This window comes from Serpentinimonas maccroryi, assembly GCF_000828915.1.
Taxonomy (GTDB): Bacteria; Pseudomonadota; Gammaproteobacteria; order Burkholderiales; family Burkholderiaceae_C; genus Serpentinimonas; species Serpentinimonas maccroryi.
On record NZ_AP014569.1, the window covers coordinates 102,942 to 118,388 of the forward strand.

Below are 15,447 nucleotides of genomic sequence, written 5' to 3' on the forward strand. Positions count from 1 at the left end.
GGCAGCATGGCTCACGCCCGCCCCCCGCACCAGCCTCAAGCCTTGGGCGGCCCGTAGTAGCTTTTTTTTGCCGCAGCCTCGTCTTGCAGCAGGCGCGCGCCGGCCACCACTTGGGGCGCTAGGCCGTGGGCGCCGGCTTCGATGTGCGCCAGCAGCGCCGCGCGCATGCGCGGCTCCCAGTAGCTACGCAGGTGGTTGCGCACGCCCTCGGCGGCGCGCTCGGGCGGGTAGGGGGCAAAGAAATCGCCGATCTGCCCGGCCATGGTCAGCAGGCGCTCGAGCTCCATCACGGCCGGCTCGGCGCTGGGTGGGGCGTGGAGGTGCGCGGGGCTGCTCATGCCAGCACCTCGCTGGCTTGGGTGCTGGCAGCGCTCACGCCCGCCGGCGCGGCGACGCGCAGCACCTCGACCGCCGTGACCTTGTACTCGGGGCAGTTGGTGGCCCAGTCGGAGCGGTCTGAGGTGAGCGCGTTGACGCGCGACTCGGCGTGGTGGAAGGTGGTATAGACCACGCCCGGGTTGACGCGCTGCGAATACACCGCCTTGAGCTGCGTGCTGCCAAAGCGGCTGCTCACTTGCACCTGCTCGCCGTCGCGGATGCCGCGCGCGATGGCGTCGGCGGCGCTGATTTCGAGCACGTCTTCGGGGTGCCATTGGCTGTTGGCGCTGCGCCGGGTCTGGGTGCCGGCGTTGTATTGCGTGAGGATGCGGCCGGTGGTGAGCAGCAGCGGGTAGCGCTCGCTGCTGCGCTCGGTGGTGGGCACGTAGCCGGTGAGCATGAAGGTGCCCAAGCCGTTGGCGCGCGGGAAGCGCTCGAGGTGCAGCACCTCGGTGCCCTCGGGCGCCTTGGCATCGACCGGCCACTGCGCCGAGCCGACGCGCTCGAGCAGCTCGAACGACAGGCCGCTGTAGGCGGGGGTGAGGCTTGCCAGCTCCAGCAGCACCTCGCCGGCGTCGCGGTACTGGGTGGCGTAGCCCATGGCGTTCATCAGCCGCACCACGACCTCCCAGTCTTGCAGGCCGGCCAGCGGCGGCACCACCTGGCGCACCCGACTGACGCGGCGCTCGGCGTTGGTGAAGGTGCCGTCTTTTTCGAGCGCGGAGCTGCCCGGCAGCAGCACGTGCGCGTACTTTGAGGTTTCGTTGCGGTACAGGTCTTGCAGCACCACAAACTCCATGTTGCGCATGGCGGCGATGACGTGGTTCTGGTTCGGGTCGCTCTGCACCGGGTCTTCGCCCATGATGAACATGCCGCGAAAGTCGCCGCCCACGGCGGCGTCAAACATATTGGGCAGGCGCAGACCCGGCTCGGGGTCTAGGGCCACGCCCCAACCGGCTTCGAAGCTGGCGCGCACCTCGGGGTCGGAGACGAAGCGATAGCCCGAATAGACGTGTGGCCAGCTGCCCAAGCAGCTGCCGCCCTGCACGTTGCCCTGCCCGCGCAAGGGGTTGACGCCCACGCCTTCGCGGCCCAGCATGCCGCAGGCCAGCGCCAGGTTGCCCAAGCACATGACGCCGGTCGAGCCTTGCGAATGCTCGGTCACGCCCAGGCCGTAGTAGATGGCCGAGTTGGGGCCGGCGGCATAGCGCCGCGCCAGCGTGCGGATGGCCTCGGGGTCGAGCCCGGCCTCGGGGCCGGCGACTTCGGGGGCGTAGCGCGGGTCGGATACCAGCGCCTGCCAGCGCTCGAACTCGGGCCACTCGCAGCGCTCGCGCACAAAGGCTTCGCGGTACAGGCCTTCGGTCACGATCACGTGCGCCACGCTGTTGAGCACAAGCACATTGGTGCCCGGGCGCAGCGCCAGATGCACCGTGGCCTGGCAGTGCGGCGACGACACGGTTTCGGTGCGCCGCGGGTCGATCACCAGCAGCGTGGCGCCTTGGCGCACGCGGCGCTTGAGCAGCGAGCCAAACACCGGGTGCCCCTCGGTGGGGTTGGCTCCCACCACCAAAATCACGTCGGCTTGCAAGATCGAGTCGAAATGCTGGCTGGCCGCGCCCGCGCCGATGGTGGCCGAGAGGCCAAACTGGGTCGGGGAGTGGCAGATGCGCGCGCAGTTGTCGATGTTGTTGTTGCCAAACACGGCCCGCGCCAGTTTTTGCGTCAGGTAGATTTCTTCGTTGGTGCAGCGCGAGCTCGAGACCGCGCCGATCGAGCGCACACCGTGGCGCTGCTGCACCCCGCGCAGGCCGGCGGCGGCAAAGGCGATGGCCTCGTCCCACGAGGCTTCGCGCCAAGGTTCGTCGATCGAATCGCGGATGAGCGGCGTGCGCACCCGGTCCGGGTCGTTGTAGTAGTTGTAGGCAAAGCGGCCTTTGACGCAGCTGTGGCCGTGGTTCGATTTGCCCTCTTTCCAAGGCAGCATGCGCACGATGCGGCCGGCTCGGGTTTGCGCCTCGAGGGCGCAGCCCACGCCGCAGTAGGCGCAGACGGTGACGACGCTGCGTTCAGGTTGCAGTGGCAGTGGCATGATCGTTGGCTCCATCAAAAAGGCTTTTTTCAACTAGGGCTTGGCTCGGGCAGCTCTGCACACAGGCACCGCAGCTGACGCAGTCGGATTCGAAAAAGGGCTGGTTCTGCCCGGCCACGACTTGGGTGTCGAAGCCGCGCCCTTGCAGGGCCAGGGCAAAGGTGCCCTGGATTTCTTCGCAAGCGCGCACGCAGCGGCTGCAGACAATGCACTTGGCCGGGTCGAACAAAAAGTAGGGGTTGGACTGATCGACTGGCGCCCCGGCGTGGCTGGCCCCGTTGTGGCCGTAGGGGTGGCTGCGCACACCCACTTGCTCTAGGGTTTGGTGGAATTCGCTCCAGCCGCCCGCGATTTCGTCGGCCGGAAAGTCGGACAGGTACAGCTCCAGCACACCGCGGCGCAGCGCCTGCAGCCGCGGCGTGGCGGTGCGCACCACCATGCCCGCTTCCACCGGGGTGGTGCAGCTGGCCGGGTAGCCGCGCTTGCCCTCGATCTCCACCAAGCAGACGCGGCAGCTGCCAAAGGGCTCGAGCGTGTCGCAGGCGCACAGCTTGGGCACCTGCGAGCCGGCCTCGGTGGCCGCCAGCAGCACCGAGCTGCCCGCAGGCACCGTGACCGCCACGCCATCGATCTCTAGGGCCACCGGGGCGCCGTCGCGCGGTGGTGTGCCGTAGTCGGTATCGGCTTTGAGCCGGCGCAGTTCACTCCACATGGGCGCTCTCCTTGGCTGGGTTGGGGCGGGGCAGGCCGAAGTCGGCCGGGAACAACCGGATCGCCGAGCGCACCGGGTAGGGGGTCATGCCGCCGAGCGCGCACAACGAGGCGTGTTCCATGAGGTCGCACAGCGCTTCGAGTTCGGCCGCCCGTTCGGCGGCCTGTGCGGGCGCGTGCTGCATGCGTTCGATCAGCTCGCGCCCGCGCACGGCGCCGATGCGGCACGGCGTGCACTTGCCGCAGCTCTCGATGGCAGTGAAGTGCATGGCATAGCGCGCCAGTGCGGCCATGTCGGCGCGGTCGTCAAAGACCACGATGCCGCCGTGGCCGACCATGGCCTGATGCTGCGCCAGCGTTTCGTAGTCGAGCGGCAGGTCGAGCTCGGCCGCGCTCAGATAGGCACCGAGCGGGCCGCCGATCTGCACCGCCTTGACTGGCCGGCCACTGGCGGTGCCGCCGCCAAAGTCCTCGATCAGCTCGCGCAGGCTGACGCCAAAGGCCTTCTCGACCAGGCCCGGGGTGCGCAGGTTGCCAGCGAGTTGGATGGGCAGCGTGCCGCGCGAGCGCCCGGCGCCGTAGTTGGCGTAAAAGGCGGCGCCGCGCGCCACGATCACCGGCACGGTGGCCAAGCTGATGACGTTGTGCACCAGCGTGGGCTGGCCAAACAGGCCGCGCACAGCGGGCAGCGGCGGGCGCGCGCGCACGAGGCCGCGTTTGCCCTCCAGGCTTTCGAGCAAGGAGCTCTCTTCGCCGCAGATGTAGGCGCCGGCGCCCACGCGCAGCTCGATGTCAAAGGCAAAGCTGCTGCCGGCCACGCGCGCGCCCAGCCAGCCGGCGGCGCGTGCGCGCTCCAGTGCCTGCTTGAAGGTGGCGATGGCGTGCGGGTATTCCGAGCGCAGATAGACGTAGCCCGAGCTGGCGCCGACGGCATAAGCGGCGATGGCCATGCCCTCGATCAGCTGGTAGGGGTCGCCCTCGATCGCCATGCGGTCGGCGTAGGTGCCCGAGTCGCCCTCGTCGGCGTTGCAGACCACGTATTTGGGCGCTGCCGTTTGTGCCGCCACGGTGCGCCACTTGATGCCGGCTGGAAAAGCCGCGCCGCCGCGCCCGCGCAAGCCCGATTGCGCGATTTCTTCCACCGTGGCAGCTGGGCCCAGCTCGAGCGCGCGCAGCAGCCCGGCCCAGCCGCCGTGGCGCGCGTAGTCGTCTAGGCACAGCGGGTCGGTCAGGCCGGCGCGGGCAAAGGTCAGGCGCTCTTGGCGCTGCAACCAGTCGAGGCGCTCGACCAGCCCGATGCAGCTCGGGTGCGCGCCGCCATGCAGAAAGTCGGCGTCGAACAGCGCCGGCACCTGCTCGGCGCTGACGCGGGCGTAGCCCACGCGCCCAGCGGGCGTATCGACTTCGAGCAGCGGCTCGTGGCTGTATAGGCCGCGGCTGCTGTTGCGCACCAGCCGCAACGGGCTGCCGCGGCGCAGAGCGTGCAGCTGCAAGGCGGCGGCGAGCGCGTCGGCACCCAGCGCCAGCGCCACCGAATCGTTGGGTACATAGACAGTGGGGCTCATGCGCGCTGCTCCTCGGTGTGCTGGATCAGGGCCTGGGCTTGCTCCAGCCCGACCCGGGCGTGCAGTTGGCCATCGAGCATCAGCGCCGGCGAGGCCGCGCACAGCCCGAGGCAATAGACCGATTCGAGCGCCCAGGTGCCATCGGCGCGGGGCTGGTCGAGCTTGCAGCCCAGGCGCTGCTCGAGCGCGGTGGTGAGCGCTTGGCTGCCCATGGCCTGGCACGATTCGGCTTGGCAGACGCGCAACCGGTGCTGCGCCGGCGGTTGGCTGCGAAAATCGTGATAGAAGCTGATGACGCCGTGCACCTCGGCGCGCGAGAGCCCCAAGGCACGCGCGATGCGCGGCACGGTGCTGGAGGGCACGTAACCGAAGGCGGCTTGCACCTCGTGCAGCAGCGGCAGCAGGCCGCCGGGCACCTTGCGCCAGCGCTCGAGCAGCGGAGTCAGCTTGTCGGGCGCCGCTTGGTCGGGATGGGGTGCGGCTGGCGCGGCCGCGGGGCTTGGTAGGGTGCTCATGCGTCTCCTTGGGCTAGTTGTCGATGGGGGCGGTGAGGGAGGTGTAAATGGGTTCGAGCGCGGCGATGCGCCCGGCCGCGCTGTAGGCGGTGAACGAGCGGCCACGGGCAAAGCCGATCAGGGTCTGGCCGCACTGGTTGGCCAAGCTGACGCCGAGCTTGGTGGGTGCCGACACCGCCACCAGCACCGTGATGCCAAAGGTGGCGGCCTTTTGCACCATCTCGAAACTGGCGCGGCTGCTCACCAGGGCAAAGCCGCTGGCCGGGTCGGTGCCGCGCGCGGCCAGGGCGCCGATGAGTTTGTCCAGCGCGTTGTGGCGCCCCACGTCTTCGCGCACGCAGCAGATGCGGCCGTCAGGCTGGCACCAGGCGGCGGCATGCGTGGCCCCGGTGCGGTTGCGCAGCGCTTGCAGCGGCTCCAGCTCGGTCAGCGCGCGCTCGATGGCCTCGGTACCCAAGCGCGGGCCGCGACCGCGCAAATCGGGCAGCGGCCGCAGCACGCCGGGCAGGCTTTCGGTGCCGCACAGGCCGCAGCCGCTGCGCCCCACCAGGTTGCGCTGGCGCAGCGCCAGCAAAGGCTCCAGCGCCGGTGTGGCGATCTCGATCGCCAAGCGCGCACTGCTGCTGCCCACCCAGGTCTGCACGGATTCGTATTGATCCTGCCGTGCAATGCCTTCGCTGAGGGTGAAGCCGAGCGCCAGATCGTCTAGGTCGGCCGGGCTGGCCATCATCACCGCGAAAGGCGTGGCGTTGTATTCGATGGCCACGGGGATTTCCTCGGCCAGTTCGTCCAGCGCAGCCCGGCGCGTGCCGTCGCGCCAACACCAGACCGGTTGAGTGCTTGCACTAGAATAGCTCATGGGGGAAACCCTAATTAACGCATTCAAAAACCAAAGCTTGTATTCGCGGATTTTATCCAATAAAAAAACCTGCCGTGTTGTGTGTCTTTTGTAGGGTCGCGAAAGCGTCAACAAGATTGGCTTGCAGTGCGGATGCAAATGACCTGGAAGTCGCGAAAAATTCAGAAAAAGCTTATATATTTCTTTTCTGAGAACTTTAGTTCCGATTAAATAGATTGGGACTTTCCCTAGTGTGTTTTTGATGCTTCTAGGGCATATATTCGCACGTCCGCAGGGCAAGCCCAGCGGCGCGTTTAAGCTCTGGTCTTGCTGATCCATCCACTTGTCGCTGTTCGGGTTAAGTGTTGATGGGTGCTTGATGAATACCAGCAAGTCCCTGAATCACAAGGTTTTTTTCAATCAGATGTGGTAGGCGAACTGAGGGGCATCAGCTCACTTGTCCATGCCTAACCTGAACAGCGCCATCCACTTGAGGAGACACAATGAAATCCAACGCCTCCCCGGCCCCCACCTGGCTGGGTATCGATCTGGTTAAAAACCGCTGGATCTTTCCCCTATTGGGCGCGCTCACCACCTTGATCGGTGGCGCCGCCTATGCCTTTAGCGTGTTTGTGCGCCCGCTCGAAGCCGAATTCGGCTGGACCCGCGCCGAAACCGTTGCCGCCTTTTCCACCGCCATGTTCGTGTTTGGCATTCTGATGTTCGTCGGCGGTTATTTCGTGGACAAATACGGCCCAAAAATCGTGTTCTTTGTGGGCGCGGCCTTTTTGGCCACGTCGCAGATTCTTTCGGCGCAAATCGACACCGTGGTTGAACTGGTGCTGACCTTTGGCGTGGTCGGCGGCATCGGTTTGGGCCTGACTTACACCGCGGCCACGGTGGCGGTGAGCTCGCGCTGGTTCCCGGACAAAAAGGGCACGGCGATCGGCTTTGCGGTGCTGGGTTTTGGTTTGGGGGCGGCGGTGGCGGGGCCGGTCTGGACCGCCAGCATCGCCGCCATCGGCTGGCGTGAAACCTATATGTGGACTGGGGCCGTGTTTGCAATCGGTCTATTCATCATCGGCACGGTACTGCGCTTTCCACCCGCCGACTGGCATTTCGTGCCCGGCCGCGGCTGGGAGCCCATGGACGATGCCACCGCCGCTGCCGCCCGTGGCAAAAACGAGGTCGCCATCAACCCGAACGACCTAACCTTCGCCGAGGCCGCACGCACACCGCAGATGTGGCTCACCGGAGCCATGTTCTTCCTGAGCATCTTTGGTGGCCTGATGGCGGTTTCGCAACTGGCGGCCTTTGCCCGCGACGCCCAGCCGACCGGCATCGGCATGGCCGCCGCCGCCGCCGGCTTGGTGGTGATGACCATGGCCATCTTCAATGGCGCGGGGCGCCCGACTTGGGGCGCCATCTCCGACATCATCGGCATCCGCAACGCCTACATGATCGTGATCTGCCTCATGATCGCCGCCATGCTGACCCTGAGCATCGCCGCCACGCCGACCGTGATGTTCGTGGCTGCTGGGCTCACCGGCTTTGCCTTTGGCGGCATACTGGCCCTGAACCCGATCCTGACCACGGCCTTCTTTGGCTCCACCTACGTCGCGCGCATCTACGGCTTGGTGTATTTGATCGGCTTTGGCGGCGGCGGCTTCTTCGGGCCGATGGTGGGCGGCATGGTGCGCACCCAAACCGGCAGCTACGACATGGCCTTCCTGAGCGCGGCCGCCACCGCCACCGTGGCGCTGGTGCTGGCCTTTTTCCTGGTGCCTAAGAGCGGCCAGGAACACCTCAAGCGCCCGGGTGCGGCGCCTGCTCCGCGTACCGATGTGGCGGCCTGAGCCCCCACGGTTACACTCAAGAGCCGCGCCCACCACTGCAAGCCGTGCAGTGGTGGGCGCGCGCGCGGCGCACCAAAGGGCAGCCGCTTGATCAACGGCCTGAGGTGAGGCGCTGTCCATGGATGTTTTGCTCGAATTTTTCCACACCTTCCTGACCCAGTTCCAAACCCCCACGCTGGCGTTTTTGCTGGGGGGTATGTTGGCGGCGGCATTGGGCAGCAAGCTCGATATTCCAGACGCCATCTACCGCTTCTGCGTTTTCATGCTGCTGATGCGCATCGGCATTCAGGGCGGCATGGAAATACGCGGCGGCGACATCGGCGCCATGCTGTTGCCGGCCTTGTTCAGCGCCGTAATCGGCATGACGATCGTGGTATTGGGTTGGTTGACCTTGGCGCGCATGAATGGCGTAAAAAAAGACGATGCCCTGGCCACCGCAGGCCTATTTGGCGCCGTCAGTGCGTCCACCATGGCTGCGGCCATGTTTATGCTCGAAGACGAAGGCATTTATTTCGAAGCCTGGGTGCCGGCTTTGTATCCGTTCATGGATATTCCGGCGCTGGTGCTGGCCATCGTATTGGCCAATATGTACTTGAGCAAAAAGGACGGCTCCACCAAGCGGGTGGCGATTTGGCCCATCGTCAAAGAAAGCCTGCAAGGCCCAGCGCTGTCGGCCATGCTGCTGGGTGTGGCGATCGGGCTGTTTACGCGCCCCGAGGCGGTATTTGAAGGCTTTTACGACCTGCTGTTTCGTGGCCTATTGACGGTGTTGATGATCACCATGGGCATCGAGGCCTATCAGCGCCTGAACGAATTGCGCAAGGTCGCGCATTGGTACATCGCCTACGCCTTCGTGATGCCGATCGTGCACGGTTTGATTGCATTTGGTTTGGGTTACGTGGCGCACGTGCTGGTGGGTTTCAGCCCCGGGGGCGTGATCTTGCTGGCGATCATCGCTGCGTCCAGTTCCGACATCTCGGGCCCGCCCACGCTGCGCGCCGGCATCCCCACGGCCAACCCGTCGTCGTACATCGGCTCATCGACCGGCATCGGCACGCCGGTGGCGATCGCCATCTGCATCCCCTTGTTCTTGATCCTCGGGCGCTGGGTTTTTGACCTATGATAAGGATTTTGGGTACAGAAATGCTGAACAAGGCCAAGAAGGTGGTGGTGGTCACCGAAAAGATTTTGCTCGACAAGGTGGTGACGCTGGCCATGGCAGCCGGGGCCACCGGTTACACGGCGGTGTACGCCAACGGACAAGGGCACCGCGGTGTGCGCTCCGACGCCCTGAGTGGGCATGGTGAGATTTTTAGCAACGTCAAGATCGAATTCATCACCGCCAGGCCCGAGGTGGCGCAAAAGATCATCGATGGGGTGGTGTCGACCTATTTCGGCAACTACTCCGGTATCTCGTACGTGGAAGACGTCGAAGTGGCGCGTACAAGCCAGTTCTGACGGGCACCCTAGCGTGCCCTGCGCGGTCCAGCGACGGCGACAAAATCCAAACCAGCTTCGATGCAAGACCGCACCGCCAGCGACCATGGGCACTGGGCCCAAGCCCTGATACAGGGCCGACACAGCACCTCGCCTAGGCGCCTGTGCGCGCCGGGGCCCGACGCGGCGCAGCAGCAGCTGATCTTGGCGGCGGCGGCGGCCGGGCCCGACCATGGGCGCATTTTGCCGTGGCGCCTGATTGAGGTGCCGCTGGCGCAGCGCGCGCGCTTGGGGGCGGCTTTTGCGGCGGCCTTGCTGGAGCGCGACCCCCAAGCCAGCGCCGAGCAACTGGCGCAGGCCGCCGACAAAGCGCAGCGCGCGCCTTGGCTGCTGCTGGCGCTGCTGCGCCTGAATGCTGCGGGGGCCGAGATTCCCCAAATCCCCGATCACGAGCGCCTGTTGTCGGCCGGCGCGGCCTTGCAAAACATGCTGCTGCAAGCCAGCGCGCTGGGCTTGGGCTCGAGCCTCACCAGCGGCCAAGCGTTGCAATCGGCCCCGCTGCGGCGTTTGTTTGGCTTGGCCGACGATGAAATGGCGCTGTGCTTTGTCAACATCGGCCATGTGGTGCAGCCCCGGGCAGTGCGCGAGCGGCCCGCCGTGGACGCTTACTTTAGCCGCTTGGCTGCGCCGACTCCAAGCTGACGCGCCGCAATGACCTTGGCCTCTGATGCAAACTGGCCCGTGACGGCCTTGGTGCTGGCTGGCGGGCGCGGCAGCCGCATGGGCGGGGTGGACAAGGGGCTGGTGCGCTTGCAAGGGGTGCCGCTGGTGCAGTGGGCGCTGCAGCGCTTGCGCGCGCAAGTCACCGATGGCGCCGATGCTGGAGCCGGGCCGCTGCAACTGGCGATCAATGCCAACCGCGAATGGGCCGACTACGCCGCCTTCGGGCTGCCGGTGTGGCCGGATCCGGTGGGGCATTTTGCCGGCCCGTTGGCGGGTTTTGCCGCCGGTTTGCAGCACTGCCGCACGCCTTTGCTGCTCACGGTGCCCTGCGATGTGCCGTTGTTTCCGCTCGATCTGCTGCGGCGCTTGCACCACGCCCTGCTGCAGGAACAGGCCGACATGGCGCTCGCCGCTGCGCCCGATGAGTGCGGAACCCTGCGCTGGCAACCGGTTTTTTGTCTGATGCGCGCCAGTCTGCGCCCCAGTCTGCTCGATTACATCGCCCAAGGGGGCGGCAAGGTGCAGGCGTGGGCGCGCACGCAGCGTTGCGCCGTGGTGCCCTTCGATGCCCCCACCGACAACCCGCTGGCTTTTCGCAACCTGAATACGCCGCAGGAGCTGCGCGAGTTGGAGGCGCAGCTGGCCGCGCTCGGCGCGGGGGCCGGCCTCCCGTTGGACCGACCGATGGCACCGCAACCGGCGCCGGGGTGATCATTGCCAGGGCAATGCCTGCAAGCGCGCCACTTCTTCAACGTGGCGCAGCCGCGCATCGATGATCGACTGCTCGATGTGATCGGCGGCACCCGGTGCCTGTCCCAACCGGCGCGCGGCGCGCAACCGCTCCAGGGCGCCGGGGGCGTCGAGCAGGGCCAGCCGGGCCTCGGCTTCGGCGCGGGCGGCGCGCACGGGCTGCTGCTGCGCCAGATGCAGCCCGGCCAGGGTTTGCCAAGCCAAGGCGTCGTTGGGGTGCAAGCTGGTGCGCGCTTGAAGGCGCGCGATCGCCAGCCGCTGCAGTTCGGTGCCGTGCTGCAAGCTGGCTTGGGCCCCGAGCAGCAGCGCAGCCCGGCGATCTGATTGCAGCGCGGCTTGCAGCAGGGTGCCGAGCTGTTGCTGTTGTGCCAGGGGCAGCGCCTGCGCTGGCAGCAGCAGCAACAGCTCCAGCTGCAACCAGCGCAACTTCTCTTGGGTGGCGGGTTCGGTGGGGGCCAGCGCCTGCAAGCGCTGCAAGCCGTGCAGCGCCAGCGCCGGTTCGCGCAACCGCGCCGCAGCCAAGGTGGCGGCGTAGAGGCGGCCCAGTTCCTCATTCTCTAGGGCCGTTGGCAAGTGGCTGGCTGACCGCCCAGCGCTGGACGCGCGCAGGGTGGCGGCCAAGGCTTGCAGCCGATCGCTGCCGGTTTCAGACAGCACACGCGCCCGCGCGGCCATGAGCGCGTGCACCGGCGCCGGTACCGGGCTTTGGGCTTGGCGCGCCGGCCCCAGATCGTGCAACCGTGCTTCGATGTCGGCGCTGCGCTCGGCGGTCATGGGGTGGGTGCGCAGGTAGGGGAAGGACCCGCCGTCGTTGAGCCGCGCAGCGGCTTGCAGTTTGCTGAACAGGGTGACAAAACCGCGGCCATCGAAGCCGGCTTCGGCCATGATGTCCAGCCCCACGCGGTCGGCCTCGCGCTCCATGTCGCGCGAAAACGCGAGCTGACCTTGCAGCGCCACCGCTTGCCCGCCGGCCATGGCGGCGTTGGCGATGTCGGCGTTGCGCGCGGCGTTGGCGGCCAGCGCACCCAAAATCATGGCCCCGATCACCCACGGCGTTTGCTGCTGGCCGTGCTCGATGCGGCGCGCGATGTGGCGCTGCGACACATGCGCCAGCTCGTGCGCCAGCACGGCGGCGATTTCGTCGGCGCTGGTGCTGATGGCCAGCAGCCCCAAGTGCAGGCCCAAGTAGCCACCCGGCAGGGCAAAGGCGTTGACGCTGCGCTCGCGGCTGAACAGCAGCTCCCAGGCAAAGCGCTCGGCCAGCTCGGGCGAGACTTCGCCGCGGCGCTGGGCCGCTTGCATCAGCGGCTGCCAAATGCTTTGCAGGTAGTCGTGCAGCAGCGGGTCGTCGATGAAGTCGGGGCTGCGGTAGAGCGAGCGCGCGATTTCGTCGCCCAAGCGCCGCTCCTGCGCCAACGACAGCGCGCTGGCGCCGCCCAAGGCGGGCAAATTGGGGGTGGCCGCCGCAGTGGGTAGCGTGGCTGCAGGCAGCACCAGCACCGCCAGCCCCAAGACCAACAACCATGGGCGGCAGCGTTGCAACAGGTTCGTTCTCATGGCCGTATGATGCCAGCATGGCGCAAAAGTGCGCTCCATCCGTCGTCGCCAGCCCTCCAGGCCCCTGCACCACCCCTCTTGCCGCCAGAACATGTCCGAGCCATCAACCCATTTAACCCATTTCGACTCCCAAGGCCAAGCCCACATGGTCGATGTGGGGGCCAAGCCGGCCAGCCACCGCGTGGCGGTGGCTCAGGGCCTGATCCGGCTCGAAGCGGCCACCTTGGGGTTGATCGAGGCCGGCAGCGCGAAAAAAGGCGATGTGTTGGGCGTGGCGCGGCTGGCCGGCATCATGGCGGCCAAAAAAACCAGCGATCTCATCCCACTGTGCCACCCGGTGGCGCTGAGCCACGTCGGGCTCGATTTCGAGCTCTTGGCCGAAGGGCCGGCCGTGCGCTGCACCGCCCGCGCCGAGACGGTGGGGCCGACCGGGGTCGAGATGGAAGCGCTCACTGCCGTGCAAGTGGCGCTGCTGACGATCTACGACATGTGCAAGGCGGTGGACCGGGGCATGGAGATCACCGGCGTGCGCCTGCTGCACAAAGCCGGCGGGCGCTCGGGCGACTACCGGGCCCCAGACCGGCCCGCCGCAGAGGTTCAGTAGCTAAACACGCCGCGCCCGCTCTTGCGGCCCAAGCGGCCGGCGGCCACCAGTTCTTTGAGCAGCGGGCAGGGGCGGTATTTGCTGTCGTTGAACTCGGACACAAAGACGTTCATCACCGCCAAGCAGACGTCGAGCCCGATCAGGTCGGCCAGCGCCAGTGGCCCAATGGGGTGGTTGCAGCCCAGTTTCATGCCCGAGTCGATGTCTTCGGCGCTGGCCAGCCCTTCGGCGAGCACAAAAAAGGCCTCGTTGATCATCGGGATCAGCACCCGGTTGACGACAAAACCGGGCGCGTTTTTGACCGTGATCGGCGTTTTGCCGAGCTTGAGCGCGAGCGCATGCACGGCGGCATGGGTGGCGTCGCTGGTCTGCAGGCCACGGATGAGCTCGACCAGCGCCATCATCGGCACCGGGTTGAAAAAGTGCATGCCAATGAAGCGCTCGGGCCGCCCGCTCAAGGCCGCCAGCTGGGTGATGCTGATCGAGCTGGTGTTGGTGGCGACCACGGTTTCGGCCGGCAGCAGCGCGTCGAGCTGGCGCAGGATGCTGAGCTTGAGCTCGAGGTTTTCGGTGGCGGCTTCGATCACCAGTTGCGCCCCTTGCAGCGCGGCGTAGTCGGTGCCGACCTGGATGCGCGCCAGCGCGGCGTCTTTGTCGGCGGCGCTGATTTTTTCTTTTTTCAGCAAGCGATCGAGGTTGCTGGTGACGGCGGCCAAGCCTTTTTGCACCGCAGCGGCGTTGATGTCAACCATCACGACCGCGACGCCGTTGAGCGCGCAGACCTGCGCGATGCCGTGGCCCATGGTGCCGGCGCCAAGGATGCCGACGGTGTGGATTTCGCTCATGTGTGCTCTCCTGAAGGGTTGGATAAGGCGGTTGGCAATAGGGTCATTATGCCGTTGCGCGCTCCCCGAGCATGACAATTCGGTGGCGCCAGCGCGTCCCTTTGGCGCCATGCCGCGCGCCCAAAGCCAAAGCCCCGAGGGCGGTGACGCACTCGGGGCTTTGGGGCCACCTCACCAAGGCACGGAAATCATCCGGCCTAGGTGGGGAGCAGATCGGTGCCGATCAGGCAACCGATAGATCAGGCAGCCGATTTGCTGGAACGGGCAGCCGGTTTGGCGCTGGCAGCAGCGGTGCTGGTGACGGCGTTGAAGTTGGCTTCGGCCAGCTCGGTGGCTTGCTTGACGCCTTTTTGCACCAATTCCATGGCGGCGCTGGCGGTCGAGACGGCGCTTTTCACGGCAGCCACGGCCGACTCCGAACCCTGGGGCGCGTTTTTCACGGCGCTGTCCACGGCGGCGACGAACTGCTTTTGCGCGTCCGAGGCTTGGGCTTCGGCGACTTTGCTCAGCTCGGCGCCCATGCCGGTGGCGATTTCGTACAGGTGGCGGCTGTAGGAAGCGGCTTTTTCGGCCAGGGGTTGCAGTGCGGCGCTTTGCAGGGCGACCACGTCTTGCAGGTCTTTGGCACCCAGCACGGCTTGGGCGTGGCTGGCGCTTTCCGACAGCGAAGCGCGGGCGGCTTGCAGGTTCAGCTCGTTCAGGCGCTCGACGCTGGCCAGCGCCTTGCTGCTCAGATCAAACAGGGTGGAGACTTGGGCTTTTTGGGCGGCGAGGATTTGTTCAACGGTCAACATGGCAGGGTTCCTTAAAAAAAGGGTGAGGGCAAAAGATCTGACAGTTCGAAAACTGTAGCGCGCGTTTGCTTCAAAACCGTGTCAGCCCGGATTTGCTGCGCTGCAACATGAAACGAAGTATAGGGGCTGTGGCGCGCTTTGCAAGTCTTTTTTGTTGCGGTGCAACAAAAACCCCCAAAAACCCTCAGAGCACGTGCCCGACCGGCTTGTGCCACAGTCAAAGGGAACTCTGCCGCTGGGCGGTGTCGAATCGCAGCCTCTCAACCTCAACCTCACAGGATCTTTATGCTCTACGCCTCCCTCAAAACCGTGCACCTGCTGGCCATCATCGTTTGGCTGGGCGGCATGGTGTTTGCCATGTTCTTCTTGCGCCCGGCGCTGGCCACGCTCGAACCGTCGGTGCGCCTGCCGATCATGCACGAGGTCATGCGGCGCTTTGCCAACGCGGTGGTGGCGGTGTCGCTGGTCGCGCTGTTTACCGGGTTGTGGATGATCGGCAACGTGGCGCGCGCCGCTTCCGAGGGCGGGGGCAGCTTCACCATGCCGCTGGACTGGAAAGTGATGTCTACTTTGGGCGTTCTGATGCTGCTGATCGTCGGCCACATCCGCTTTGCCCTCTTTAAGCGCTGCGACAAAGCGGTGCAAGCCAAAGACTGGCCAGCCGCCGCGGCGGTGATGGACAAAGTGCGCACTTGGGTGCTGGTGAACTTGGCCATCGGCGTGTTCATCGTCGGCTTTACGCTGCTCAACTAAGCGCTGAACCCGCTGCCCCTTGGGCAGCA

16 protein-coding genes are annotated in these 15,447 nt (G+C 66.3%); 7 read left to right on the top strand and 9 right to left on the bottom strand.

Features of this window, described 5'->3' with window-relative positions:
* Positions 1-35 precede the first annotated feature (35 nt).
* From SMCB_RS00490 to fdhD, 6 genes are read right to left on the bottom strand one after another with little or no spacing between them, the layout of a single operon-like run.
* Positions 36-338 carry a formate dehydrogenase subunit delta gene (locus tag SMCB_RS00490; RefSeq protein ID WP_034111576.1) on the bottom strand — a complete coding sequence of 101 codons (303 nt, stop codon included), beginning with the start codon at positions 336-338 and terminating at the stop codon, positions 36-38.
* Positions 335-2,470: a formate dehydrogenase subunit alpha gene (gene fdhF / locus SMCB_RS00495; protein WP_052468346.1), complete on the bottom strand. Its 2,136-nt coding sequence runs from the start codon at positions 2,468-2,470 to the stop codon at positions 335-337. Before fdhF ends, SMCB_RS00490 begins: the two co-directional genes overlap by 4 nt.
* Positions 2,448-3,182, bottom strand: coding sequence for a 2Fe-2S iron-sulfur cluster-binding protein (locus SMCB_RS13260; protein WP_420834896.1), 735 nt, complete (start codon positions 3,180-3,182; stop codon positions 2,448-2,450). The genes fdhF and SMCB_RS13260 overlap by 23 nt, the downstream gene beginning before the upstream one ends.
* A complete protein-coding gene (locus SMCB_RS00500; RefSeq protein WP_045534289.1) occupies positions 3,172-4,746 on the bottom strand; it encodes an NADH-ubiquinone oxidoreductase-F iron-sulfur binding region domain-containing protein in 1,575 nt (524 codons plus the stop codon). The genes SMCB_RS13260 and SMCB_RS00500 overlap by 11 nt, the downstream gene beginning before the upstream one ends.
* Entirely contained in the window at positions 4,743-5,261 is a 519-nt protein-coding gene (locus SMCB_RS00505; RefSeq protein WP_082027136.1) for a formate dehydrogenase subunit gamma, read from the bottom strand. The genes SMCB_RS00500 and SMCB_RS00505 overlap by 4 nt, the downstream gene beginning before the upstream one ends.
* Positions 5,262-5,274: 13 nt before the next feature.
* Positions 5,275-6,120 (bottom strand): formate dehydrogenase accessory sulfurtransferase FdhD, encoded by an 846-nt coding sequence (gene fdhD, locus SMCB_RS00510; protein WP_045530218.1) that lies wholly within the window; start codon positions 6,118-6,120, stop codon positions 5,275-5,277.
* A gap of 482 nt (positions 6,121-6,602) precedes the next feature.
* On the opposite strand from fdhD, the gene SMCB_RS00515 reads away from it, so the two are divergent.
* From SMCB_RS00515 to mobA, 5 genes are all read left to right on the top strand, one after another.
* A complete protein-coding gene (locus SMCB_RS00515; RefSeq protein WP_045534290.1) occupies positions 6,603-7,955 on the top strand; it encodes an MFS transporter in 1,353 nt (450 codons plus the stop codon).
* Positions 7,956-8,073: 118 nt separating this feature from the next.
* The gene (locus tag SMCB_RS00520; RefSeq protein ID WP_045534291.1) at positions 8,074-9,078 is read left to right on the top strand and encodes a sodium-dependent bicarbonate transport family permease; all 1,005 of its coding nucleotides are present in this window, start codon (positions 8,074-8,076) and stop codon (positions 9,076-9,078) included.
* Between the two features lie 20 nt (positions 9,079-9,098).
* Entirely contained in the window at positions 9,099-9,413 is a 315-nt protein-coding gene (locus SMCB_RS00525; RefSeq protein ID WP_034111286.1) for a P-II family nitrogen regulator, read from the top strand.
* A gap of 60 nt (positions 9,414-9,473) precedes the next feature.
* A complete protein-coding gene (locus tag SMCB_RS00530; RefSeq protein WP_045534294.1) occupies positions 9,474-10,094 on the top strand; it encodes a nitroreductase family protein in 621 nt (206 codons plus the stop codon).
* 9 nt (positions 10,095-10,103) lie between these two features.
* The gene (gene mobA / locus SMCB_RS00535; protein ID WP_045534297.1) at positions 10,104-10,826 is read left to right on the top strand and encodes a molybdenum cofactor guanylyltransferase MobA; all 723 of its coding nucleotides are present in this window, start codon (positions 10,104-10,106) and stop codon (positions 10,824-10,826) included.
* Here mobA and SMCB_RS00540 read toward each other — a convergent pair whose 3' ends face one another.
* On the bottom strand, positions 10,827-12,422 hold the full coding sequence (locus SMCB_RS00540; RefSeq protein WP_045534298.1) for a M48 family metalloprotease: 1,596 nt from the start codon (positions 12,420-12,422) through the stop codon (positions 10,827-10,829).
* A gap of 91 nt (positions 12,423-12,513) precedes the next feature.
* On the opposite strand from SMCB_RS00540, the gene moaC reads away from it, so the two are divergent.
* Positions 12,514-13,026 carry a cyclic pyranopterin monophosphate synthase MoaC gene (gene moaC, locus SMCB_RS00545; RefSeq protein ID WP_045534300.1) on the top strand — a complete coding sequence of 171 codons (513 nt, stop codon included), beginning with the start codon at positions 12,514-12,516 and terminating at the stop codon, positions 13,024-13,026.
* Here the strand turns inward: moaC and SMCB_RS00550 are convergent.
* On the bottom strand, positions 13,020-13,871 hold the full coding sequence (locus SMCB_RS00550) for a 3-hydroxybutyryl-CoA dehydrogenase (protein WP_045534301.1): 852 nt from the start codon (positions 13,869-13,871) through the stop codon (positions 13,020-13,022). The two genes, moaC and SMCB_RS00550, sit on opposite strands and share 7 nt — an antisense overlap.
* A 239-nt stretch (positions 13,872-14,110) precedes the next feature.
* Positions 14,111-14,665 carry a phasin family protein gene (locus SMCB_RS00555; RefSeq protein ID WP_045534302.1) on the bottom strand — a complete coding sequence of 185 codons (555 nt, stop codon included), beginning with the start codon at positions 14,663-14,665 and terminating at the stop codon, positions 14,111-14,113.
* Positions 14,666-14,950: 285 nt separating this feature from the next.
* Between SMCB_RS00555 and SMCB_RS00560 the strand changes: the two genes are divergently transcribed.
* Entirely contained in the window at positions 14,951-15,418 is a 468-nt protein-coding gene (locus SMCB_RS00560; protein ID WP_045534307.1) for a CopD family protein, read from the top strand.
* Positions 15,419-15,447 lie beyond the last annotated feature (29 nt).